This window comes from Mitsuaria sp. 7 (genome assembly GCF_001653795.1).
In the GTDB taxonomy this organism is placed as follows: Bacteria; Pseudomonadota; Gammaproteobacteria; order Burkholderiales; family Burkholderiaceae_C; genus Roseateles.
In genome coordinates this window covers 792,404-815,985 of sequence record NZ_CP011514.1, presented here as the reverse complement: position 1 = coordinate 815,985, position 23,582 = coordinate 792,404, and the positions used below count along the sequence as shown (strand labels likewise).

21 protein-coding genes are annotated in these 23,582 nt (G+C 69.1%); 7 read left to right on the top strand and 14 right to left on the bottom strand.

Features of this window, described 5'->3' with window-relative positions:
- Positions 1–224: 224 nt before the first annotated feature.
- The 12 genes from ABE85_RS03640 to ABE85_RS03585 all read right to left on the bottom strand — a co-directional run bounded on the left by ABE85_RS03640 (position 225) and on the right by ABE85_RS03585 (position 13,291).
- Positions 225–1,892 (bottom strand): type I secretion C-terminal target domain-containing protein, encoded by a 1,668-nt coding sequence (locus ABE85_RS03640; protein ID WP_157521900.1) that lies wholly within the window; start codon positions 1,890–1,892, stop codon positions 225–227.
- A gap of 220 nt (positions 1,893–2,112) precedes the next feature.
- Entirely contained in the window at positions 2,113–2,562 is a 450-nt protein-coding gene (gene dut / locus ABE85_RS03635) for a dUTP diphosphatase (RefSeq protein WP_067270098.1), read from the bottom strand.
- 84 nt (positions 2,563–2,646) lie between these two features.
- On the bottom strand, positions 2,647–3,876 hold the full coding sequence (coaBC, locus tag ABE85_RS03630) for a bifunctional phosphopantothenoylcysteine decarboxylase/phosphopantothenate--cysteine ligase CoaBC (protein WP_067270097.1): 1,230 nt from the start codon (positions 3,874–3,876) through the stop codon (positions 2,647–2,649).
- A gap of 142 nt (positions 3,877–4,018) precedes the next feature.
- The gene (gene trmB, locus ABE85_RS03625; RefSeq protein ID WP_067270096.1) at positions 4,019–4,780 is read right to left on the bottom strand and encodes a tRNA (guanosine(46)-N7)-methyltransferase TrmB; all 762 of its coding nucleotides are present in this window, start codon (positions 4,778–4,780) and stop codon (positions 4,019–4,021) included.
- Between the two features lie 47 nt (positions 4,781–4,827).
- A complete protein-coding gene (gene deoA / locus ABE85_RS03620) occupies positions 4,828–6,147 on the bottom strand; it encodes a thymidine phosphorylase (protein WP_067281779.1) in 1,320 nt (439 codons plus the stop codon).
- A gap of 135 nt (positions 6,148–6,282) precedes the next feature.
- Positions 6,283–7,047, bottom strand: a complete 765-nt coding sequence (gene deoC / locus ABE85_RS03615) for a deoxyribose-phosphate aldolase (protein WP_067281775.1) — start codon at positions 7,045–7,047, stop codon at positions 6,283–6,285.
- A gap of 125 nt (positions 7,048–7,172) precedes the next feature.
- Entirely contained in the window at positions 7,173–8,030 is an 858-nt protein-coding gene (locus tag ABE85_RS03610) for a purine-nucleoside phosphorylase (RefSeq protein WP_082938286.1), read from the bottom strand.
- 71 nt (positions 8,031–8,101) lie between these two features.
- A complete protein-coding gene (locus tag ABE85_RS03605; RefSeq protein ID WP_082938285.1) occupies positions 8,102–8,560 on the bottom strand; it encodes a cytidine deaminase in 459 nt (152 codons plus the stop codon).
- A gap of 2 nt (positions 8,561–8,562) precedes the next feature.
- Positions 8,563–9,528 (bottom strand): ABC transporter permease, encoded by a 966-nt coding sequence (locus ABE85_RS03600; RefSeq protein WP_067270095.1) that lies wholly within the window; start codon positions 9,526–9,528, stop codon positions 8,563–8,565.
- Complete coding sequence (locus tag ABE85_RS03595) at positions 9,521–10,678, bottom strand: ABC transporter permease (RefSeq protein ID WP_067270094.1); 1,158 nt, start codon at positions 10,676–10,678, stop codon at positions 9,521–9,523. Before ABE85_RS03595 ends, ABE85_RS03600 begins: the two co-directional genes overlap by 8 nt.
- Positions 10,675–12,270 (bottom strand): ABC transporter ATP-binding protein, encoded by a 1,596-nt coding sequence (locus ABE85_RS03590; RefSeq protein ID WP_067270092.1) that lies wholly within the window; start codon positions 12,268–12,270, stop codon positions 10,675–10,677. The genes ABE85_RS03595 and ABE85_RS03590 overlap by 4 nt, the downstream gene beginning before the upstream one ends.
- Before the next feature lie 25 nt (positions 12,271–12,295).
- Positions 12,296–13,291, bottom strand: a complete 996-nt coding sequence (locus ABE85_RS03585; protein ID WP_231993221.1) for a BMP family protein — start codon at positions 13,289–13,291, stop codon at positions 12,296–12,298.
- 438 nt (positions 13,292–13,729) lie between these two features.
- Between ABE85_RS03585 and ABE85_RS03580 the strand changes: the two genes are divergently transcribed.
- From ABE85_RS03580 to ABE85_RS03560, 5 genes are all read left to right on the top strand, one after another.
- Positions 13,730–14,050: a FeoA family protein gene (locus tag ABE85_RS03580; RefSeq protein ID WP_067270090.1), complete on the top strand. Its 321-nt coding sequence runs from the start codon at positions 13,730–13,732 to the stop codon at positions 14,048–14,050.
- Positions 14,043–15,905 (top strand): ferrous iron transporter B, encoded by a 1,863-nt coding sequence (locus ABE85_RS03575; protein ID WP_067270089.1) that lies wholly within the window; start codon positions 14,043–14,045, stop codon positions 15,903–15,905. Before ABE85_RS03580 ends, ABE85_RS03575 begins: the two co-directional genes overlap by 8 nt.
- A gap of 142 nt (positions 15,906–16,047) precedes the next feature.
- Positions 16,048–17,919, top strand: a complete 1,872-nt coding sequence (locus ABE85_RS03570) for a DUF885 domain-containing protein (RefSeq protein WP_082938284.1) — start codon at positions 16,048–16,050, stop codon at positions 17,917–17,919.
- Positions 17,916–18,176: a SlyX family protein gene (locus tag ABE85_RS03565; RefSeq protein ID WP_067270087.1), complete on the top strand. Its 261-nt coding sequence runs from the start codon at positions 17,916–17,918 to the stop codon at positions 18,174–18,176. Before ABE85_RS03570 ends, ABE85_RS03565 begins: the two co-directional genes overlap by 4 nt.
- 120 nt (positions 18,177–18,296) lie before the next feature.
- On the top strand, positions 18,297–19,034 hold the full coding sequence (locus tag ABE85_RS03560; RefSeq protein WP_067270086.1) for a hypothetical protein: 738 nt from the start codon (positions 18,297–18,299) through the stop codon (positions 19,032–19,034).
- Between the two features lie 50 nt (positions 19,035–19,084).
- Here the strand turns inward: ABE85_RS03560 and ABE85_RS03555 are convergent, their stop codons facing one another.
- The gene (locus ABE85_RS03555; RefSeq protein ID WP_067270085.1) at positions 19,085–19,795 is read right to left on the bottom strand and encodes a glutathione S-transferase N-terminal domain-containing protein; all 711 of its coding nucleotides are present in this window, start codon (positions 19,793–19,795) and stop codon (positions 19,085–19,087) included.
- A 142-nt stretch (positions 19,796–19,937) separates the two neighbouring features.
- On the bottom strand, positions 19,938–20,618 hold the full coding sequence (gene lepB / locus ABE85_RS03550; protein ID WP_067270084.1) for a signal peptidase I: 681 nt from the start codon (positions 20,616–20,618) through the stop codon (positions 19,938–19,940).
- A 224-nt stretch (positions 20,619–20,842) separates the two neighbouring features.
- Here lepB and ABE85_RS03545 point away from each other — a divergent pair, with 224 nt between their 5' ends.
- Positions 20,843–21,196 carry a DUF2946 family protein gene (locus ABE85_RS03545; protein WP_067270083.1) on the top strand — a complete coding sequence of 118 codons (354 nt, stop codon included), beginning with the start codon at positions 20,843–20,845 and terminating at the stop codon, positions 21,194–21,196.
- 129 nt (positions 21,197–21,325) lie between these two features.
- Positions 21,326–23,509 (top strand): TonB-dependent receptor, encoded by a 2,184-nt coding sequence (locus ABE85_RS03540; protein ID WP_067270081.1) that lies wholly within the window; start codon positions 21,326–21,328, stop codon positions 23,507–23,509.
- The last annotated feature ends 73 nt before the right edge of the window (positions 23,510–23,582 follow it).

Here is a 23,582-nt window from a genome sequence, read left to right as displayed (position 1 = left end):
ACTCACGGTCACCAGCCTGCATCAGGGAGATGAGCCGCAAGAACGCAGCACTACCCCTCAACTTCCGCTAGCGGAACCACCTATCGAAGCCAGTGACCGGCCGCAGGCTCCTGGCGATCGGGCAGCCCGGCGCGAACTTCCTTGATGTGGGTCAGGCCTTGCCGGTCGATCCGAAACCGCCCTCGCCGCGCGAGGACGCATCGAAGTCATCGACCACGCAGCCTTCAGACCGTGAAGACACCGCCGTTTGCGGTGTGAAGGACCACGGGCGCATCAGCCTGCTGGTTGGCCAGGTCAATAAAGATCGGGGCAGTGGAGAACTGTGCTGATCCTCCCGGGTCGAGTGTCAATTTGATGTCCGCCCCGTCCCGGACAACCTGCACGAAGCGGTAGATGGACGCACCCTTTGGGACTGAAAGGATTTCTGAGAGATCCAGGACATCCTTCTGTTGCGCGTCGTAGTCCAGCACGAACGTCGAGGACATGTCTGCCTTCAACTGGAAAGTGTCAGCGCCGGTCGTGCCATGAAGGACGGCAGCCCCGGACAGCTTCGGTGCGACCACTGCTGCCGCCCTGTCCAGGTAGAACATGATTGCGGGGCCCGGTTCACTCAAGTTGCCGGCGACGTCGGTCTGAATGGCAACGACCCTGTGCAGTCCGTCGTAATCGAGAACAGGCACCTCGTCGACTTCGCCGTGAACGATACGGACGCGTTCAACCGTCCCTACCGCAGCGCCCTCTTCCCTGCCCATGACACGCAAGCTCGCATGGCCGGTCACAAAGTCCCCTTCATCCACGCCGTCGTCACGCACCAGTTGAAGTCCGACCGGCAAAGGGGGCGCCGTATCCAGCACGAACGTGAACTCCGAGCCGCCCGCCCGGCCGTCGGCGTCAACTCTCCTCACCATGACGGTCTTCGTTCCATCGGCGCCTAGCGCATCGGCAGCGATCTCCGAGCCTGAGCCATCGATCCAGTGTGCGCCGCCGTCGACGCTGAACTGCCATGGCTCACCGTCCTGCAGACCTTTCACGGTCAGCGTGCCATCCTTCGTGATGCCGTCCTCGTCAAGCCCGCGGTCGACCACAAACACATGCGTTTCATATTCGTGGATCCCGCGACCGGTGTCGTTCTTGAGCTGCAGCTTCAGCGTCGGGGCCAGGACGTCCCCCTTGATCGTCGAATCGCTCGTGTCCCCGTCCTTCGTGTCGATCCCCGTGTCGTGCTTCAGTGGAACCACGGGAGTCAGGGGCGCTGTCTTGTCGGGCACCGGCGCTCCCGGAACGACGATCAGCTCGGCCTCGGTCGGCTTCGTGTCCACGCCGGGATGATCGGGCGACGCCATGGTCGATGGCGTGGCGCCCGTCGGTGTCGTCAGGTCCACGTGAGGCGCAGTCGCGGGAGGCAGGTCCGGCTTGCGCATATCGGGCTTCGGAATCTGCGCCTTCGGGTTCTCGGGAAGTAGGGGATCCGGATGCAGCGGCTGCGCCACGACAGGGGGCGGGTGAACCGGCGGAACAATCACTGGATCCGGATGCGGTTGCACTGGCCGAATGATCGGGGCGTATGCACCAGCGTCACCGCCGCCACCTGCCACGCCAAGGACTCCGACCAGCCCCAGACCGGCTGCGATGGCGAGGCCACCCGACCCCACGCCCGATGACGAACCGGAACCCTCCGCGAGCGGCTGGTCGCCTACTTCCGGAGCAGGCGCGGACGCATCGGCTGGCGCTGTCTCCACCGGGCCCCCGGTGGCGTCGGCGACGTTCACCGCCTCGTCTTCACGCTTGCGTTTGATGCTCGATGCCGCCGCCGCGCGCGCGGCATTGCTGGTACTTGGAGAGCCCGGGACCGATGCCTGCCGCTGCGGTGCTTGAAGATTGATGTCCTTCATGCAAGCGAGGCCACCAGGTCGGACAGGCGGAAGCGTGGTGCTGCCATGGACGAGACTTTCAGAATGGAAAGTCTGGCAGTCTCAACAATGTCGCGTCGGCCCGCACTCGCTCGAAACGACGGCGCGGCGGAGGACACCCCGCACATCCTCACCCCGCTCCCGCAGGAATCTGCGTGCGGCGTTCGAAGGGCGTGAAGGAGATGAAAGAGATGAAGGCGGGTCAGGCCTTGCCGGTCGACCCGAAACCGCCCTCGCCGCGCGAGGACGCATTGAAGTCATCGACCACGCGGAAGGTCGGCTGCACCACCGGCACGATCACCATCTGCGCGATGCGCTCCATCGGCTGGATCGTGAACACGTCCTTGCCGCGGTTCCACACGCTGACCATCAGCTGGCCCTGGTAGTCCGAGTCGATCAGGCCGACCAGGTTGCCCAGCACCACGCCGTGCTTGTGACCCAGGCCCGAGCGCGGCAGGATCATCGCGGCCAGGCCCGCGTCGCCGATGTGGATCGCCAGACCCGTGGGCACCAGCACCGTGTCGCCGGGCGCCAGCGTGACCGCCTCGTCCAGGCAGGCGCGCAGGTCCAGGCCGGCGCTGCCGGTCGTCGCGTAGGCGGGGAGTTGCTCGGCCATGCGGCGGTCGAGCACCTTCAGATCGATGGTGGTCATGGAATCAGTCGAAGAGACAGTCGAAGAAGCAGTCGAAGAAGCAGTCGAAGAGGGAATCAGCAGGTCTGAAGGTCGGCGTCGGGCTCAGGCCCCGTAGGTCGTCAGCCGCTGCGCGATCTCGCGCACCAGCTCGCGGGCCAGCGTCAGCTTGTCGGCGCGCGAGAGCTCGCGTTCGCCGCGGGCATCAACCAGCGTCAGCGCGTTGTCTTCCTGGCCGAACGCCGCCGGACCGATGTTGGCCACGATCAGCGGCACGTTCTTGCGCTGGCGCTTCTCGCGCGCATGCTTGATCAGGTCCTGGCTCTCCGCCGCGAAGCCCACGCACAGCGGCGGATGCGGCAGCGCGGCGACCGTGGCCAGGATGTCGGGGTTCTCCGCCAGATCCAGCGCGGGCGCGATCGCCTCGCCGGCCTTCGCGTTCTTCTTGATCTTGTGTTCGGCCGTCTGCGCCGGGCGCCAGTCCGCGACCGCCGCCGTCGCGACGAAGACCTGGTGCGTGGCCGCGCGCGGCAGCACCGCGTCCAGCATCTCGCGCGCGCTCTGCACGTCGATGCGGGTCACGCCCAGCGGCGTCGGCAGGTGCACCGGGCCGGCGACCAGCGTCACCTCGGCGCCGGCCTCCGCCGCCGCGCGGGCGACGGCGAAACCCATCTTGCCGCTGGAGCGGTTCGTGATGCCGCGCACCGGATCGATCGCCTCGTAGGTCGGCCCGGCCGTGATCAGCAGCTTGCGCCCGGCCAGCACCTTGGGCTGGAAATGCGAGACCACGTGCTCCAGCAGCTGCATCGGCTCCAGCATGCGGCCGTCACCGACCTCGCCGCAGGCCTGGTCGCCGGAACCGACGCCCAGCACCAGGGCGCCGTCCGCCTGCACCTGCGCCAGGTTGCGCTGCGTGGCCGGGTGCGCCCACATCTCCCGGTTCATCGCGGGGGCCAGCAGCAGCGCGCACTCGTGCGCGCGACGCGCCAGCGCCGTCAGCGACAGCAGATCGTCCGCGCGGCCCTGCGCCAGCTTGGCGATGAAGTCCGCGCTGGCGGGCGCGATCACCATCACGTCGGCTTCCCGCGTGAGGTTGATGTGCGCCATGTTGTTGTCGGGGCGCGCATCCCACTGGCTGGTGTAGACCGGGCGGTTGGACAGCGCCTGCATCGTCACCGGCGTGATGAAGGCCTCCGCGCCCTCCGTCATGATGACCTGCACCGTGGCGCCGGCCTTCACGAACAGCCGCGTCAGCTCGGCGATCTTGTAGCAGGCGATGCCGCCGGAGAGGCCCAGGAGCACGTGCCGACCGGCAAGGGAGTTGGATTCGGACATAGGCGGGAACTCTAACAGTGCGCCCCTCCGGCGATGCCTGAAAGGCCTTGCAGGTCCGACCGCGCCTGACCTTCGTCACGCGGGTTCCCGCCCCGATGGGCGGGACGGGAGCATGCGCGCCCCGACGTGGCGCGCGGGCGGGTCAGGCCTTGCGCTTGAACACCAGGTCCCAGACGCCGTGTCCCAGCTTCAGGCCGCGGTTCTCGAACTTGGTCAGCGGGCGGTAGTCCGGCTTGTCGGCGTAGCCGTCCGCGCGGGTCGAGGTGTTCTCCAGATCCGGATCGGCGCGCAGCACCTCCAGCATCTGCTGGGCGTAGGGCTCCCAGTCGGTGGCCAGGTGCAGATAGCCGCCCGGCGCCAGGTGTTGCACCAGCTTGGCCACGAACGGCGGCTGCACGAGCCGGCGCTTGTTGTGGCGCTTCTTGTGCCAGGGATCCGGGAAGTAGATGTGCACGCCGGCCAGCGAGCCCTTGGGGATCATGCTGTCCAGGACTTCGACGGCGTCGTGCTGGAAGATGCGGATGTTCGCGAGGTCCTGCTCGCCGATGAGCTTGAGCAGCGCACCGACGCCGGGTTCGTGGACCTCGCAGCCGATGAAGTCGATGCCGGGCAGCGTCTGCGCGATCTGCGCGGTCGGACCGCCCATGCCGAAGCCGATCTCGAAGACCACGGGCGCCTTGCGCCCGAAGGTGGCTTCGTAGTCCATGGCCTCGGGCTTGAACGGCAGCACGAACTTCGGGCCGAGCTCCGCGAGGGCCTTGACCTGCCCCGTGCCCATGCGACCGGCGCGCACGACGAAGCTGCGGATGCGCGCCTTCGGATGATTGACGCCCTCGCCCGCTGGCGACTCGTTCGCGTCGTCGCTGTCGATGGGATCGTCGATGGGGTCGATGGAATCGGACATGTCGCGTATCAGCGGAAATCAGGAATCGAGGGCCGGGATTTTAGCGATCAGCCCAGTTCCGCCATGACGAGCGGCGTCGGCGTCCACGACGGGGCGTCGCCGAGGGTGACCGCGGCGAGCACCTGCGTGATGGCGCGGTCGGCCGAAGCTTCGTCGGCGGCGTGGACGAAGGCGATCGGATCGCCCCCGGCCACGATGTCGCCGAGCTGCGCGAAGCGGTCGAGCCCGACGCGCATGTCGAGCGCGTCGCCGGGCAGGCGGCGACCGCCGCCGAGTTCCACGATGACGAGACCGAGGTCGCGCGTGTTCATGCCGACGATGCGGCCCGCGCGCGGTGCCGGGATCGGACGGACGACCGGCGCCGCCGCGAGGTAGGCCTCGGGCTTCTCCAGCAGATCCACCGGGCCGCCGAGCGCCGCAGCCATCTTCGCGAAGCGCTCCGCGGCCGCGCCGCTGTCCAGCGCCGCCTGCAGCTTCACGCGCGCCGAGGCCGTGTCGGGCGCAAGCCCGCCCAGCACCAGCATCTCGGCGCACAACGCCAGCGTGAGTTCATGGGTGCGGGCCTCGCGCGGTCGGCGTCCGGTGAGGTAGTCGATGGCGCCGCGCACCTCCAGCGCGTTGCCGACTTCCTGGCCCAGCACCTGGTTCATGTCGGTGATCAGCGCCCGCGTGCGCAGGCCTGCGCCGCCGGCCACGTCGACGATGCTCTGCGCGAGCTCGCGTCCGAATTCCGGCGTGGCCGCGAACGCGCCGTTGCCGCACTTGATGTCCATCGCCAGGCCCTGCAGCCCGGCCGCGAGCTTCTTGGACAGGATGCTCGCGGTGATCAGCGGCACGCTTTCCACCGTCGCGGTGATGTCGCGCACCGCGTAGAAGCGCTTGTCCGCCGGCGCCAGGTCGCTGGTCTGGCCGATGATGGCGCAGCCCAGCGTGCGCACGATGCGGTCGAAGTCGGCCGGGGCCGGCGTCGTCGTGTAGCCGGGGATGGCCTCGAGCTTGTCGACGGTTCCCCCCGTGTGTCCGAGCCCACGTCCCGCGATCATCGGCACATAGCCGCCGCAGGCCGCCACCAGGGGCGCGATCATCAGGCTGAGCTTGTCGCCGACGCCGCCGCTCGAATGCTTGTCGAGCACCGGGCCCGGCATGTCGGGCCAGCTCAGCACGCGACCGCTGTTCATCATGGCGCGCGTGAGCGCCACCGCCTCGTCGCGCCCCATGCCCCGCAGGAACACCGCCATGCCCAGCGAGGCCACCTGGCCCTCGCTCCAGCTGCCGTCCACCAGCCCTCGCACGAAGTGCTGGATCTGGGTCTCGTCCAGCGCGCGTCCCTCGCGCTTGGTCCGAATGATTTCCTGCGCCAGCATGATCGCCGCGTCCCTTCGATGTGTTGTTGTCATGCGCCCGCCCCTCGTCCATCGAGGCAGGTCGTCGCGGCTTGCGCGGCTTGCGCTTCTTGAGCGCTTCTCCAGCGCTTCTTCAGCGCCCGGCGCTTCCCCGGTGCTTCAGTACGCGGCGCTGACGGCCGCGCTGTCCTGTCCGGCCAGCACCGCCTCGATGTCGCTCAGCAGGCCGCTCGCGCCGAAGCGCAGGCGCTGCGGCGTCAGCGCGGCGACGCCCAGCGCCTCGGCCGCCAGCTGCAGGTACGCGCGGGCATCGACCACCGAACGGATGCCGCCCGAAGCCTTGAAGCCCGCGTTGCCCAGGCCGCTGCCGGCGATCTCGCGCAGCATCGCCGCAGCCGCTTCCGGCGTCGCCGACACCTTGCTCTTGCCGGTGCTCGTCTTGACGAAATCCGCCCCCGCCATCAGCGCCTGGCGCGTGGCTTCGGCGATGCGCGCGGTCGAGCCGAGCTCGCCCGATTCGATGATGACCTTCAGCGTCAGCGGTCGCGTCGCGTGGCGGACCTCGGACAGGAATTCACCGACCTCCGTCGACTGCCCCGCCATCAGCGCGCGGTACGGCAGCACGACGTCCACCTCCTGCGCGCCGGCCTGCGCGATCGCGTCGATCTCGGCCAGCACGCGCGGCAGATCCAGGCTGCCATCGGGGAAGTTGGCCACCGCGGCGACGCGGATGTCCTTGGGCAGCGCGGCGCGCGCCTGCGCGACGAACTTCGGCCACACGCACACGGCCGCCACGTGACCACGCTCCGGCGCACCGATCGCGCGCTGGCACAGGGCCTCGATGTCGGCGGCGGTGTCGCCGTCGTTCAGGCTCGTCAGGTCCAGGCATTGCAGCGCCAGACGCGCCGCTTGTTCGAGACTCATCTCCGACTTCATCGACTACTCCTACTGCTCTGCACAGAGGGTCGCGCACGATCGCGGCGACCCGTCCCGTCCGGGGCCTATGTGGCCGTCGGGACGCGGTGCGTCCCGATCTTCGCTCTCGGGCCTCAGGCCTTCAGCGATTCCAGCGTCGCCAACGAGGCCAAGTAGTGGCCCAGGTAGGCCGCCGCGCGGTCGCCCGAGATCTTGGCCTGCTGCAGCGTCAACGCGTGCGTCAGGGCCTCGTCGGACATGCCCGCGGCCATGTTGGTGATCAGCGCCAGACCGGCGACGCGCAGGCCCGCGTGACGCGCCAGGATGGTCTCCGGCACGGTGCTCATGCCGACCGCGTCCGCGCCCCAGGCGGCGAACATGCGGATCTCCGCCGGCGTTTCGAAATGCGGACCGACGGCCCACACGTACACGCCTTCGGTCAGCACCATGTTGTGCTCGCGGGCGATCTTGAAGCCCTGCTGGCGCAGCTCGGCGTCGTAGGCGACGCTCATGTCGCAGAAGCGGTCGCTGCCCGGCAGGCCCGTCAGCGGCGAACGCTGCGGCGCGTTGATGTGGTCCGAGATCAGCATCAGGCTGCCCGGCGGCTGGTGCGAGCGCAGGCTGCCCGACGCGTTCGTCAGCACCAGCACCTTCACGCCCCAGGCCTTCAGGCTGCGGATCGCGCCGGCCATGCCGGTGCAGTCGCCGCTCTCGTAGGTGTGGGCGCGGCCGCGCAGCATCGCCACGCGTTGCTGGCCGACGCGGCCCACGGCGATCTCGGCCACGTGGCCTTCGACCTTGGGCTGCGGGAAGGCGGGCAGTTGCGCGTACGGCAGGTGCTGCACGTCCTGCAGCTGGTCGACGGCGCCGGACCAGCCGGAGCCCAGCACGACGGCCACTTCAGGGCCTTGCTCGCCGAAGGTCGACTTCAGCGTGGCGATGCTGGCGGTGATGGCGGCGTCGAGTTCGGCGCCTTGCAGTGGGATGGACATGTGTTCTCTCCTGTCGCGGTCGCTCGGGACCGCGTCGATGTCGATGGGGATGTCGCCGCGGATGTCGACGTTCAGGGCTTCAGGTGATCCGGACCGAAGCTGGCGGGCAGCAGCTGCTCCAGGGTCCAGTGCGCGCGCACGCCGGAGGCGTCGCCCGCGATCACGATGAGTTCTTCGGGCCGCGCGAACTCGCGCAGCTTCTGGCGGCAGCCGCCGCAGGGGGTGATGATTTCCGACCCGGCGCCGGTGACCATCACCGCGCGCGCCACGCGCCCGCCGCCCATGATCATGTGGCCCAGCGCGTTGGTCTCCGCGCACCAGCCTTGCGGGTAGGCGGCGTTCTCGATGTTGCAGCCGGCGTGGATGCGGCCGTGCTCGTCGAGCACCGCGGCGCCGACGAAGTACTTCGAATACGGCGCATGCGAATGCTGGCGCGCGTCGAGCGCGGCCTTCAGCAGACGCTCGATGACGTCGGCGGGCAGCGGGATCGAGGCGATCAGGGGCTGGGTCTGGTTCGAGTCGGCGCTCATGCTCAGCGCTCCTTCACGTAGGGCTTGCTCAGCGCCTTTGGCGCGATCGCCTGGCCGATGAAGCCGGCCAGCAGCACCACCGTCAGGATGTAGGGCAGCGCCTGGATCAGCTGCACCGGCACCTCGCCGATGCCCGGCAGCGACACGCCCTGCAGGCGGATCGCGACGGCGTCCAGGAAGCCGAACAGCAGGCAGGCGCACAGCGTGGGCACCGGCTTCCACTTGCCGAAGATCATCGCGGCCAGCGCGATGAAACCGCGGCCCGCGGTCATGTTCGGGGAGAACGAGGCGTTCTGCGCCAGCGTCAGGTAGGCGCCGCCGAGACCGCACAGCACGCCGTTGAGCGCCAGCGCGGTGTAGCGCAGCCGCGGCACGGAGACGCCGGCCGCATCGACCATCGCCGGGTTCTCGCCGACCGCGCGCAGGCGCAGGCCGGGGCGCGTGCGCTCCAGGAAGAACCACACGACGACGACCAGCGCGAAGGCCAGGTAGACCAGCGCGTTGTGGCTCAGCAGGCCGTGGCCGATGACGGAGGCCATCCAGCTGCCGGGCGTGGGCTCGGCCCACTGCGGCAGCAGGCCGGTGATGCGCTGCTCCGCGCCGATGGGCGGCGTCTGGCCGCCCTGCGCGAACCAGGCGATGCCCAGCACGACCGTCAGGCCGGCGGCCACCATGTTCAACGCGACGCCGGACACGACCTGGTCGCCGCGGTGCGTCACCGTCGCGAAGCCGTGGATCATCGACATCGCGATGGCCACGACGATCGCGGCCAGCAGCCCCAACGTGGTCGAGTGCGACACGCTGGCCACCGCCGCCGCGGCGAACGCGGCGGACAGCATCTTCCCTTCCAGGCCGATGTCGACGACGCCGGAGCGCTCCGACAACAGGCCGGCGAGCGCGGCGAACAGCAGCGGCGTGGTGACGCGCAGCGTCGACGCCAGCACGGAGCCGATCAGGACCTCATCCATTCGACTTCCCTCCAGCGACGCTGGCACCGCCTGCGCCGCCTGCAACACGCTTGCGGGCCACGGCCGCATAGAGCTTCGCGAACATCGGCGCGCTCACCATTGCCATCGCGCCGGCGAACAGCACGATCAGGCCCTGCACGGTCACCACCATCTCGCGGCTGAAGCCGGGAACCTCGAACGAGACCTCGACGCCGCCCTGGTACAGCGTGCCGAACAGCAGCGAGGCCAGCACGATGCCCACCGGATGGTTGCGGCCCATCAGCGCCACGGCGATGCCGGTGAAGCCGGCGCCGGCGACGAAGTCCAGCGTCAGCTTGCCCTGCACGCCGGCGATCTCGTTGACGCCGACCAGCCCGGCCAGCGCGCCCGACAGGCCCATCGCGGCGAGCACCTGCCAGCGCGGCCTGATGCCCGCGTAATGCGCGGCGCTCGGGTTGGAACCGACCGCGCGCAGCACGTAGCCGGCGCGGCTCTTCCACAGGAACCACCAGACGAAGACGCAGGCCGCGACGGCCAGCAGGATGGACAGGTTCAGCGGCGAGGACGGCCATTCGACGCCGACCTTCGCCAGCAGTTCATGGACCGCCGGCATGCGCGCCGAGTCGGCGAAGGCATCGCTCTCGACCGACATCGAGCCGTTGGGGCGCAGCCAGTTCACGAGCAGGTAGCCGTTGAGACTGGCCGCGAGGAAGTTGAACATGATGGTCGTGATGACCACATGGCTGCCGCGCCAGGCCTGCAGGTAGCCGGGCACCGCGGCCCACACCATGCCGAACAGCGCGGCCGCGACGATCGCCAGCGGGATCATCACGAAGCCCGGCAGCTTGGCGCCCAGCCACAGCGAGACCAGCCCCACGCCGATGCCGCCGAGGGTCGCCTGCCCTTCCCCGCCGATGTTGAACAGGCCGCCGTGGAAGGCCACCGCGACCGCCAGGCCGGTGAAGATGAAGGTGGTCGTGTAGTACAGCGTGTAGCCGAGGCCGCGCGCGCTGCCGAGCGCGCCTTCCAGCAGCACGGTCAGCGCCTGCATCGGGCTCGCGCCGATCAGCAGCACCACGCCGCCGGCCACGGCCAGCGCGATCAGCAGGTTCCACAGCGGCAGGAGGACCAGGTCCATCCAGCGCGGCATCTGCAAGGCTTGGCTACTCATGGCGCGGTCGCCGCGGCGGCGGTCTTTTCATGATTCGGGGAAGCCGACATCAGCAGGCCCAGGTTCTTCTCGGTGCACTCGTCGATCGAGAGCTCGCCGGTGATGCGGCCCGCGTTCATGACGATCACGCGGTCGGCCAGCGCCAGGATCTCGTCGAGCTCGCTGGACACGACCAGGATCGCGCAGCCGGCGTCGCGCAGGCGGCGCAGCTGGTTGTGGATGAATTCGATCGCGCCGATGTCGACGCCGCGCGTCGGCTGGCCGACCAGCAGCACCGCGGGGCTCTGGCCGATCTCGCGCGCCAGGATCAGCTTCTGCTGGTTGCCGCCGGAGAACTTGGACGAGCCCAGCTCCGCGTTGCGCGGACGGACGTCGAAGCGTTCCATCATCTCCGCGGTCTGCGCCCGCAGGTGGCGCTGGTTCATGCCCAGGCCCATCGGGCCGGCGCGGTAGGCGTCCTGCTCGTGATAACCGAGCGCGGCCGTTTCCCATGCGGGGAAGTCCAGCACCATGCCGAGCGCGTGGCGGTCCTCGGGCACATGCGCGAGCTTGAGCTCACGCGCCGTGCGCGGGTCCATCCAGGACGTCGGGCGGAAGTCGCGCCCCGCGACGTGCAGCGTGCCGGCGGCCGGCGCGCGCATGCCCGCGAGGACTTCCAGCAGCTCGCTCTGGCCGTTGCCGGAAACGCCGGCCACGCCGACGATCTCGCCCGGACGCAGCGCCAGCGTCGCGTTGCTCAGCAGATGCACGCCGGAGCCGGAATCACCGGCGACCGTCAGACCCTCGGCCTTCAGCACCGGCTGCGCCGACGGCGGCTTCACCGCGCCGTCGTCGCGGCCCAGGTTGACCTTGCGGCCGACCATGCTCTCGGCCAGGTCCTCGGGACTGGTCTCGCCGATCGCGCAGGTCTTGATCACGGCGCCCGCGCGCATCACGGTCACGGCGTCGCACAGCGCCATCACCTCGCGCAGCTTGTGCGTGATCAGCAGGATGGTCGTGCCGCGCTCGCGCAGGCGGCGCAGCACCTCGAACAGCTGGTCGGTCTCCTGCGGCGTCAGCACCGCCGTCGGCTCGTCCAGGATCAGGATCTTCGCGCCGCGGTACAGCGCCTTCAGGATCTCCAGGCGCTGCATCTCGCCGACCGGCAGGTCCGCGACGGTCGCATCCAGGCGCACCGTCAGGCCGGTGTCGCGCATCAGCGCCTCGAGCTCCTGGCGCACCTGGCGCTTCGCGCGGGAGAGGAAGAAGGCCGGCTCCGCGCCCAGCATCACGTTGTCCAGCGCGGACAGGGTGTCCACCAGCATGAAATGCTGATGCACCATGCCGATGCCCAGGGCGATGGCCTGCTGCGAATTGGCGATGGTGACGCGCTGGCCGTCCACCTCGATGTGGCCCTCGTCGGCGTGGTAGTAGCCGTACAGGATCGCCATCAGCGTGCTCTTGCCGGCGCCGTTCTCGCCGACCAGGCCGTGCACCGTGCCGCGCTCGACGGCCAGGCTCACCGACCGGTTGGCCTGCACCGCGCCGAAGCGCTTGGAGATGTCGCACAGACGGACCGCGGGCGCGGCGGCGCCGCGTGGGGACTGTGTCATGTCAGGAACGCTCGCTCGCGAGGGGTCAGTTCTTGCAGGCGTTGTCCGCCATGTAGTCCGCGACCTTGATCTTGCCGGCGATGATGTCGGCCTTGTACGCGTCCACCTTGGTCTTGACCGCGGGGGCGATCAGCTTGGCGTTGTTCGCGTCGACGGCGTACTCGACGCCGCCTTCCTTCAGGCCCAGCACGCTGATGCCGGGCTTCCATTCCTTGAGCACGTTGTAGACGGCGACGTCCACGCGCTTGACCATGGAGCTCAGCATGGTGCCGGGCTGGATGTGGTTCTGGTTGCTGTCGACGCCGATGGCCAGCTTGCCCGCGTCCTTGGCCGCCTGGTAGACGCCGACGCCGGTGCCGCCGGCCGCGGCGAAGACCACGTCCACGCCCTTGGCGAACTGGGCCTTGGCCAGCTCGCCGCCGCGGGTCGGATCATTCCAGGCCGAGGCCGTGGTGCCGGTCATGTTCTTGAAGACTTCCGCCTTCGGGTTGGCCGCCTTGGCGCCCTGCTCATAGCCGCACTCGAACTTGCGGATCAGCGGGATGTCCATGCCGCCCACGAAGCCGACCTTGCCGGTCTTGCTGGTCAGCGCGGCCAGCGCGCCGACGAGGAAGCTGCCTTCCTGTTCCTTGAACAGCACCGACTGCACGTTGGGCTGGTTGACCTTCTCGTCGATGATGACGAACTTGGTCTTGGGAAAGTCCTTGGCCACCTGGTTCAGTGCGGACGCCTGGGCGAAGCCCACCGAGATGATGGGGCTCGCGCCCCGCTCGGCCATGCGGCGGATCGCCTGCACGCGCTGGGTCTCGTTGCTGATCTCGAACTCGAGATACTTGCCGCCCGTGTCCTTCTTCCACTGCTCGACGCCGCGATACGCAGCCTCGTTGAACGACTTGTCGAACTTGCCGCCCATGTCGAAGATCACCGCCGGGGTGGTGCTCTGCGCGGTCGCCGCGCCAGCCGTCAGGGCCAGGGCCAGGCCAGCCGCGATGGGGGAGAACGACAGGAAGGACTTCATCATTTGCGGTCTCGATGCGAAGGGTGAGGAGCAGCCGGGCATTCTAAGAAGGCGCGAGTGTAAGCCACGTCAAGGTAAACGCTAAACGTTTGCGGGGTCGCCAAAACAGGAGGCGGCTCCCTACTTGAGGGCGTTGCGTCGGCCCGGAAATGCCGGTATCGGCTAGCACGTCTCGTGCCCAGGTTGCTCGACTCCGTTCTGCCAAGCGCGGGCTCTCCGCGACGCAGGAGGCCTCGCGTCCGCGAACCTCCAGCATCACTCCGGCCCCACCCTCACTCGCTGACTTCGTCCCTTTCGAGGGATCGCCGTTCTGGGCGAATCGCAGTCCGCACTCGGGTTGACCGATCGCTCACCTCGGTTCGGCGAGAGAAGTTGAGAATCACTATCATTTAGAATCTTTCGCTTCGCAAGCCCGCAGGCCCCGCCCTAGATCTCTACGACATGAGCGCCGTTCTCCAAGTCCCCACCCTCGCGCAGGCCGCCATCGGCCAGGCGCATCGCGTCAAGGCGCTGCAGGCCCCGGCGCATGCGCCGGAATGGAAACAGATGCTGGAGGAACTGGGCTTCGTCGCCGGCGAGCACGTCGCCGTGCTCGCCCGCGCCATGCCCGGCGCCGACCCGCTCGTCGTGCGCATCGGCCAGTCGACCTTCGCGCTGCGCCGCGCCGAGGCGGAATGCGTCGAGCTCGAAGGCGTCCCCTCCACCGGGCTTGCGGCGTCGACCGACGCAGGGTCAGGTCATGCGGGAGCCGCTCATGCGTGAGTCCGTCGTCCATATCCATCCGGCCGGACCGCTGCTGGCGCTGGTCGGCAATCCGAACTGCGGCAAGACCGCCCTGTTCAACCGTCTGACCGGCAGCCGCCAGAAGGTCGCCAACTACGCCGGCGTGACCGTCGAACGCAAGGAAGGCCGACTCAAGACCGCCGCGGGCAAGCTGCTGCGCGTGCTGGACCTGCCGGGCACCTATTCGCTGTATCCGCGCTCGCCGGACGAGCGCGTCACCGTCGACGTGCTGGCCGGTCGCGCACAGGGCGAGAAGCGCCCCGACCTGATCGTGTGCGTGCTGGACGCGACCAACCTGCGCCGCAACCTGCGCCTGTTCCTGTCGGTGCAGCGTCAGGGCCTCCCTTGCGTGGTCGCGCTGAACATGGCCGACCTGGCGCAGCGCCGCGGCATCAACGTCGACACGCAGAAGCTGAGCACGCTGCTGGGCGTGCCGGTGATCCGCACGGTGGCCACGGACGGCGAAGGCATCGACGATCTGCGTGCGGTGCTGGACGAGCCCGAGCGCTGGCGCAACGACGCCGTCACCGCCGAAGGCGAGGACACCGCGCGCATCAACCACATCCTGAAGGCGCTGGGCCTCGACGCGCTGCAGGGCGAGCTGCCCAGCGACAAGGTCGACCGCTTCGTGCTGCATCCGGTGCTGGGCCCGATCCTGCTGGCGGTGCTGCTGTTCTTCCTGTTCCAGGCGGTGTTCGCCTGGGCCGAGGCGCCGATGGGCTGGATCGAGGCGGGCACCGCGTGGCTCGGCGAGCAGGCCGGCGCGCTGCTGCCCGAAGGCCATCTGCGCAGCCTGGTCGTGGACGGCCTGATCGCGGGCGTGGGCGGCGTGCTGGTGTTCCTGCCGCAGATCCTGATCCTGTTCTTCTTCATCCTGCTGCTGGAAGAGTCAGGCTATCTGCCCCGCGCGGCCTTCCTGCTGGACCGGCTGATGGGCTCGGTGGGCCTGTCGGGCCGCAGCTTCATCCCGCTGCTGTCGAGCTTCGCCTGCGCGATCCCGGGGATCATGGCGACGCGCTCGATCGCGAGTCCGCGCGACCGGTTCGTCACCATCCTGATCGCGCCGCTGATGACCTGCTCGGCGCGGCTGCCGGTGTACGCGCTGCTGATCGGCGCCTTCATCCCGCAGCGCGAGCTGTGGGGCGTCATCGAGCTGCAGGGGCTGGTGCTGTTCGTCCTTTACTTCGCCGGGATCATCGCGGCGATGGCGGTGGCCTGGCTGCTGAAGCGCTTCACGAATGCGGGCCGCCAGGTGCGTCCGCTGATGATGGAGCTGCCCAGCTACCACTGGCCGCATGCGCGCAACGTCGCGATCGGACTGCTGCAGCGCGCGGAGATCTTCATCAAGCGCGTGGGCGGCATCATCCTGGCGCTGACGCTGCTGCTGTGGGTGCTGTCGACCTTCCCGGGTGCGCCCGAAGGCGCGACCGGACCGGCGATCGAGTACAGCTTCGCCGGTTACCTGGGCCGCGGCCTCGCGACGATCTTCGAGCCCATCGGCTTCAACTGGCAGATCAGCCTGGCGCTGGTGCCGGGCATGGCCGCGCGCGAGATCGCGGTCAGCGCGCTGGGCACGGTGTACTCGCTGTCGGCCACCGGCGACGAGGCCGCGCAGGCGCTCACGCCGCTGATCGCCTCGACCTGGGGGCTGCCGACGGCGTTCTCGCTGCTGGCCTGGTTCGTCTTCGCGCCGCAGTGCCTGTCGACGATCGCGGCGGTGAAGCGCGAGACCGGCGGCTACAAGATCCCGGCGGTCATGCTGACCTACCTGTTCGTGCTCGCGTACGTCGCGTCCTGGCTGACTTTCCATGTCAGCCGGTGGTTGTTGACCTGAAGCCGGCCTCCGCTCAAATGGCCAGTATGGTTGCCATTTGATCAACCCACGCCGACACACAAGGGCGCCCGTCGCATCGACCGGCGCCCTTTGCTTTTGGCATGCTGTCGCAGCGGGTCCCGCAAAGCTATGCTCGCGCCCCATGATGAATCGCCCCACCCGTCACCCCCGCCCCACCCTTTGCGCGCTGGCCGTGGCCGCGCTGACCAGCCTGGTCGCGCTGTCCTCCGGTGCCGCCCTCGCCGCCGACGGCCCTCAGGCGACGCGCGGCGTCATCAAGCTCGCGCCGGACGCGGCGCTTGACGCCGACACCCGCTTCCAGCGCTTGGCCAACGACTACATCGAGGCGCTCTGGCGCCTGGACCCGGATGCCGCCATCGGCGCCGGCCGCTACGAATTCGCCGCGGAGCTGCCCGCGCCGGACCGCGCGATGCGCGCCCGCTCGCTGAGCTTCGCGAGCGACTGGCTCAAGCGCTTCGAGACCGTCGATGCGAAGGCGCTGAGCGCGGCCTCGCGCACCGACCTCGGCCAACTGCTCAACAAGCTGCGCAGCGACCGCTTCCAGCTGACCGAGCTGCGCGAGTACGAGTGGAATCCGTCCTTCCTCAACATCGCCGGCCCGATCGACTACATCCTCGCGACGGACTACGCGCCGTTGCCGGTGCGTCTGAAGACGATCTCGGCGCGACTGGCGCAGGTGCCGGCGTACTACCGCGCCGGTGCGGCGCTGCTGAAGCAGCCGACGCTGGAACACACGCAGCTGGCGATCGACCAGGCGCCGGGCGTGCTGAGCGTGCTGGATGAAGTGGTCAAGGCCGCGCAAGGTCCGGACGCCGCTTCGCTGACCGCCGCCGAGCGCAAGCAACTGGCCGACCGCATCGCCGCGGCGAAGGTCGCCGTCGAGGGCTACCGCACGCAGCTCCAGCAGCTGCTGGCCGACGGCAAGGCGACGGACAAGACGACAAGCAAGGCGCGCAGCTTCCGTCTGGGCAAGGCGCTCTACGAGCAGAAGTTCGGCTACGACATCCAGTCGGTGCATTCGGCCGAGCAGATGTACCAGCGCGCGTTGAAGGCGCGGGAGGCGCTGCTGACGCAGATGGCGCAGATCTCCGACCAGCTGTGGACGCAGACGATGGGCGACGCGCCCAAGCCGGAGGACCGCTTCGCCCGCATCGGCGCGGTGATCGGCAAGCTGAGCGAGCAGCACGTCAAGCGCGAGGACTTCGTCAAGGAGATCCGCGCGCAGATCCCGCAGCTGGAGCGCTGGATCACCGAGCACGACCTGCTGACGCAGGACGCGAGCAAGCCGCTGATCGTGCGCGAGACGCCGGTCTACCAGCGCGGCGTGGCCGGCGCCGGCATCGAGGCGCCCGGCCCCTACCGGCCGCAGGACCGCACGTACTACAACGTGACGCCGCTGGATGACCTGACCCCGGAGCAGGCGGAGAGCTCGCTGCGCGAGTACAACCGCTGGATCCTGCAGATCCTCAACATCCACGAGGCGGTGCCGGGCCACTACACGCAGCTGGTGCACGCGAACAAGTCGCCGTCGCTGGTGAAGACGCTGTTCGGCAACGGCGCGATGGTCGAGGGCTGGGCGGTCTACGGCGAGCGGATGATGCTCGAGTCGGGCTACGGCGCCAACGCGCCGGAGATGTGGCTGATGTGGGGCAAGTGGAACCTGCGCAGCGTCACCAACACCATCCTGGACTACAACGTGCACGTGCTGGGCATGACCGAGGCGCAGGCGCTGGACCTGCTGCAGCGCCAGGCCTTCCAGACCGAGCGCGAGGCGCGTGAGAAATGGCGCCGCGTGCAGCTGACCTCGGTGCAGCTGACGAGCTACTTCAGCGGCTACAGCGACATCATGGAGCTGCGCGACCAGCGCAAGCAGGCGCTGGGCAAGGACTTCCAGCTGAAGGCCTTCCACGAGCAGTTCCTGAGCTACGGGAACGCGCCGGTGTCGGTGATCTCGGAGCTGATGTCGCAGCCGGCGGCGAAGGCGGCGCCATGAGCGAGACCTCGGGCCACGACGTCGGCGGCGGCGATGCCGCTGAAGAGGTCCGGGTCCTCGAGGCCCGCGTCACGGAGCTGGAGATCAAGGCCAGCTTCGCCGAGGACCTCGTCGACCACCTGAACGCGCAGGTCGCGAAACAGCAGGAGCAGATCGACGCGCTGGTGCGCGAGGTGATGCAGCTGCGCCGGCAGGTGCCCGAAGGCCGCGGTGACGCCGCGGGCGCTCTGCGGGACGAACTGCCGCCGCACTACTGAGCACGGGTCTTCAAAGGACGAAAGTCAGGTGCGGACGACGGCTGTCCGGGGCAGCATCGCGTCGCGCGATGCTGCGGTTCCGCCGGATGGTCGGTGGGTCGTCGCGCCAGGGAGCTTTCCATGTTCGACAAGATCAAACCCGGCCATGTGCTTCGCTTCAACGGCACGGACCCGGGCGACATTGCCCCGCCGGCCGCCACGGCCTTGGGCAACGACATCACCGCCGAGACGCTCTGGACCGCCCAGTCGGTGCTGGGTCGCGTCGACTTGATCTCGCATCCGACCGGTCCGCTCGCCGACATGGCCGCCGAGGTGGCCAAGAAGTTGCGCCCGGGCATCAGCCTGACACGCTTGGCGAGCTACTCCGACACCGTCAAGGCGCACACGTCGCAGAACCGGTTCCTCGGCGCGACGCTGTGCGACTTCGTCGGCTACGTCGACGGCCGCAGCAACTACATCGCCACCGACCGCGCCGTCATCAGCAAGGATTTCAGCGGCTGCCTGATGGTGAGCTACAGGGTCGGCGGCCAGCGTCGGGTCGCGCATTCGGCGGCGAGCCAGGATCCCGCCCGCGACTGCAAGCAGGCCTTCCTGACCACGCTGCAAGGCCAGAACGCCCAGCAGTTGAGCTGGTTCAAGCCCTACACCAACGACGAAGCCGCAGGCTTCATCCTGCGCTTTGCGGTAGCGCGCCCGCACGTGGGCGGCCAGCTCAACCGCATGACGACTTTCGGCGTCGTGACCTCCACAGGCGACGCCTACGCCATCGAGGCCTTCAAACCGTTGGCGGCGGTCCAGAACGACTGGATCGTCACGGCCGTGCGGCGGCCGCAGATCCGGACCTCCTGGACCGTTTGAGCGTCTCAGCGTTTGGACGTCTGAGCGTTTGACCGCCCGCCGGCCTCGGCTCAGGCCGCCGGCCGCGCCGGGATGTTCAGCCCGCGCTTGACCGCGTCGCGCGCCAGGAACGCTTCCAGCACGCGCTGGACGTTCTTGAACTCGTTGAAGCCGACCAGGTCGCCCGCGCCGTAGAAGCCGACCAGGTTGTTGACCCACGGCCAGATGGCGATGTCGGCGATGGTGTACTCGTCGCCCATGATCCAGCCGCGTCCGGTCAGGCGCTGCTCGAGCACGCCCAGCAGCCGCTTGGATTCGTTGAGATACCGATCGCGCGGACGCTTGTCCTCGAAGTCCTTGCCGGCGAATTTGTGGAAGAAGCCGACCTGGCCGAACATCGGCCCGATGCCGCCCATCTGGAACATCACCCACTGCAGCGTCTCGTAGCGGCGTGCCGGGTCTTGCGGGATGAGCTTGCCGGTCTTCTCGGCGAGGTAGACCAGGATGGCGCCGGACTCGAACAGCGGCAGCGGCTCGCCGCCGGGGCCGTCGGGATCGATGATCGCGGGGATCTTGTTGTTCGGGTTCAGCGACAGGAACTCGGGCGTGAGCTGGTCGTCGGTCTGGAAGCTGACCAGGTGCGGCTCGTAGGCCAGACCCAGTTCCTCCAGCGCGATCGACACCTTCACGCCGTTGGGCGTCGGCAGCGAGTAGAGCTGCAGGCGCTCGGGGTGCTGCGCTGGCCACTTCTTGGTGATGGGGAAGCTGGAGAGGTCCGTCATGAAGGTTCCGTCTGGATGTTGTGAAGGCCGTGATGGCGGCGCGATGGACGGACCATTCTCTGCGGGCCGCGAGAGACCTTGCGGGGGACGGGTCAATGCGATCCGTGCGGGGTGCGGTGCCCGCCCGCCCTGCAGTGCGCGCTCACCGCAACGGCGCCGCGAACCGGTCCCAGCGCGGCGCCCAGTGCCCGGTGATGTCGGCCGAGACGAGCACGCGATGCGCCTGCCCGATGATCAGCCGCCGCGGCACGAGGCCGATGAAGCGCGAGTCCTCGCTGTTGTCGCGGTTGTCGCCCATCATGAAGAACCGGTCGGCCGGCACGACGACGGGACCGAAGTCCCGCCGCGCGCGGATCTCGGGCAGGAACTGCACGATGCGGCGCTGGCCGCCCCACGCCTCGACGGCGCGCACGCCGCGGACCTCGACGCCGGGCGCGATCGCCTCCGCCACCTCCTCCACCGGCGCGTAGTCCGCCGGTTGGCCGTTGAGGATCAGCCGGTCGGCGCGCAGCTCCACGGTGTCGCCAGGCACCGCGACGATGCGCTTGATCAGCCGCGTGCCGTCGCGCGGCGAGCCGAAGGTGACGACGTCGCCCCGCTGCGGCTCGCCGACGCGGCGCAGCGAGAGGTCGGTCAAGGGCAGCTTCCAGTCGTAGGCGACGCGATCGACGAAGACGACGTCGCCTTCGAGGATCGTCGGCCGCATCGATCCGCTGGGGACCGGGTTCCAGTCCGCGATCGCGGTGCGGAAGAACAGGAAGCCGACGAGGAACAGCAGGAAGCTGCGGTTCTCGCGAAACCAGGCGGCGACGGGGATCTTCATGGGAACACTCCAAGGTCGGGCGATGAGGCCCCAGTGTGTCGAGTCCCGTGGCGCGCGTGCGTCGGATGCGGCGATTGGCGGGAATCCGCGTCTGAGTGGCAGCGGCCTTGGGGCGCGGCCTCGGCGGCGCCTTGGATCGCCCGCAGAACGCCCACCTCCTGACGACAGCTTCGCGACAGCCTGACGTTCGGCCGGACGCCTTGCGGCCTTCATAATTCCGCGCCATGCGCAAGCACCTCCTGCACTTGCTGCTCCCGCTGTTCATGCTGCTCGCGCAGCAGGGCGCGATGTGGCATGGCATCGGTCATCTGACCGGTGCGCGGGGGCACGCGCCCGCGACCGCCACGGTCCAGGCCGGGCGCGACGACGTCGCCCACGCCGATCCGGACGACCTGTCCGCCGATCAGCTGTGCGAGGTGTGTCTGGCCTTCGACGATCTGGCCGCCTCGGCCCGCGCCGAAGCGCCGGTCCTCGCACTGGCCGAGGCCGTGCACGTCCAGGCGGCCGCCGCCGAGCGCGTCGCGCGCTCGATGCCCGCGCCGCCGCCGCGCAGCCGCGGCCCGCCGCTGGCGATCTGACCTCGACCTCCTGACCGCAGCGCCGCCCGCCCTCGCCTGAACGCTTCCAACGCCTCGTTGAAGCCTCAGTCGGCCGGGGCTCGATGGCTGGCCTGCGCTCGACCGATTTCAGATTTCCAGAGTCCCACCATGACCCACCCTCCTCTGCGCGCGCTCGCGCTGTCCCTCTCGCTCGCCTATCCGCTGCTGCACGCGCTGCCGGCACGCGCCGACGACACCGCCTCCTCCGCAGCCGCCACCACGGCCAGCACGGTTGAAGCGCCCACCGCCGCCGGCGGCACGCCGCTGCCGACCGTCCAGGTCCAGGGCGCGCGCAGCCGCCTCGACGCGGCGCGCAACGGCCTGTCCCCCGACACCGGCAGCACGATCTACAAGTTCGACAGGACCGACATCGCCCGCCTGCCGCAGGGCGACGACACACCGCTGAACCAGGTGCTGCTGCAGACGCCCGGCGTCGTGCAGGACTCCTACGGCGGCCTGCACGTGCGCGGCGACCACGCCAACCTGCAGTACCGCATCAACGGCGTCGTCATCCCCGAGGCCATCAGCGGCTTCGGCCAGACGCTGGAGACGCGCTTCGCCGACAGCATCAGCCTGCTGACCGGCGCGCTGCCCGCGCAATACGGCTACCGGACCGCCGGCATCGTGGACATCACGACCAAGGGCGTCGGCGACGATGACAAGCCCTTCGCCGGCAGCGCCGGGATCACGCTGGGCACGCAGCGCTCGCGCGAGCTCGACCTGTCGATGCACGGCACGCAGGGCCGGCTGAGCTACGAGTTCAGCGGCTCCTTCCTCGGCAACGACCTGGGCATCGAGAACCCGACGGCCTCGCGCGACGCGCTGCATGACCGCACGCACCAGGGCAAGGGCTTCGGCCTGGTGTCCTACCTGCTCGACGACGACAGCCGCATCACCGCGATGGCCGGCGTGACCGACAACCGCTTCCAGATTCCCAACTCGCCGGGGCAGTCGACCGCCTTCACGCTCGCCAACACGCCGGACAAGGACTCGAGCACGCTGGACGCGCACCAGCGCGAACGCAACCGCTTCGCCGTCGTCAGCTACCAGAGCGTGATCGGCAGCAGCATCGACTATCAGGTCTCGCTGTTCCACCGCTTCACCGACGTCCACTACACGCCGGACCAGACCGGCGATCTGCAGTACCTCGGCGTCGCTGCCGACATCCTGCGCCGCAACGAGGCCAACGGCGTGCAGGCCGACGCCAGCTGGCGACTCGACAGCGCGCACACGATCCGCTCCGGGCTCTTCGCGCAGCGCGAGCACGCCAGCACCGTCAACGACGCGCTGGTCTTCCCGGCCGACGAGGACGGCAACCAGACCGGCACCACGCCCGTCAGCATCGCCGACAGCGGCCGGCTGAGCGGCCATCTGTGGGGCGCCTACCTGCAGGACGAGTGGAAGCTGGACCGCACGCTGACGCTGAACTACGGCGCGCGCTACGACGAGGTCGACACGGTCACGAAGGAACACCAGCTGAGCCCGCGCATCGGCCTCGTCTGGGACGCGGCGCCGACGGTGCGCCTGCATGCCGGCTACGCGCGCTACTTCACGCCGCCGCCGACCGAGAAGATCGACACCACCTCGGTCGCCGCCTTCGCCGGCACGACCAATGCGCTGCCGACGGATGCCAACACGGCGGTGCGCTCGGAGCGCTCGAACTACTACGACGCCGGCGCCGCCTGGCAGGTCACGTCCAAGCTGACGCTGGGCATCGACGGCTACTACCGCGCGGTGCAGCACCTGCAGGACGAGGGCCAGTTCGGCAACGCGCTGATCTATTCGGCCTTCAACTACGCGAAGGGCCGCATCTACGGCGTCGACCTGTCGGCGAGCTACAAGGAGAAGAGCTGGTCCGCGTACGCCAACCTCGGCACCACTCACGCCCGCGCGCAACAGGTGGAGACGGGCCAGTTCAACTTCGAACAGGATGAGCTGGACTTCATCGCCAACCACTGGGTGCACCTGGACCACGAGCAGAAGCTGAGCGCCTCCGCCGGCGTCAACGTGCGCCTGGACGACGGCTACGCGGTCGGCGCGAGCGCGCTGTTCGGCAGCGGCCTGCGCAACGGTTTCGCCAACACCACGCACCTGCCCTCGTACACCAGCGTCAACGCGGACGTGAGCAAGAAGTTCGACCTCGGCGGCGGCGGTCCGGTGGAGGCGCGGCTGTCGGTGCTCAACCTCTTCGACAAGGGCTACCAGCTGCGCGACGGTTCGGGCATCGGCGTCGGCGCGCCGCAGTACGGGCAGCGCCGCACGGTCTACGTAAGTCTGACGAAGGAGTTCTGATCGCAGGCATCCTGAGCGCAGGAACGACAGCGGCCCCTCGGGGCCGCTGTTCGTTGCAGAGCGTCGCCGTGTC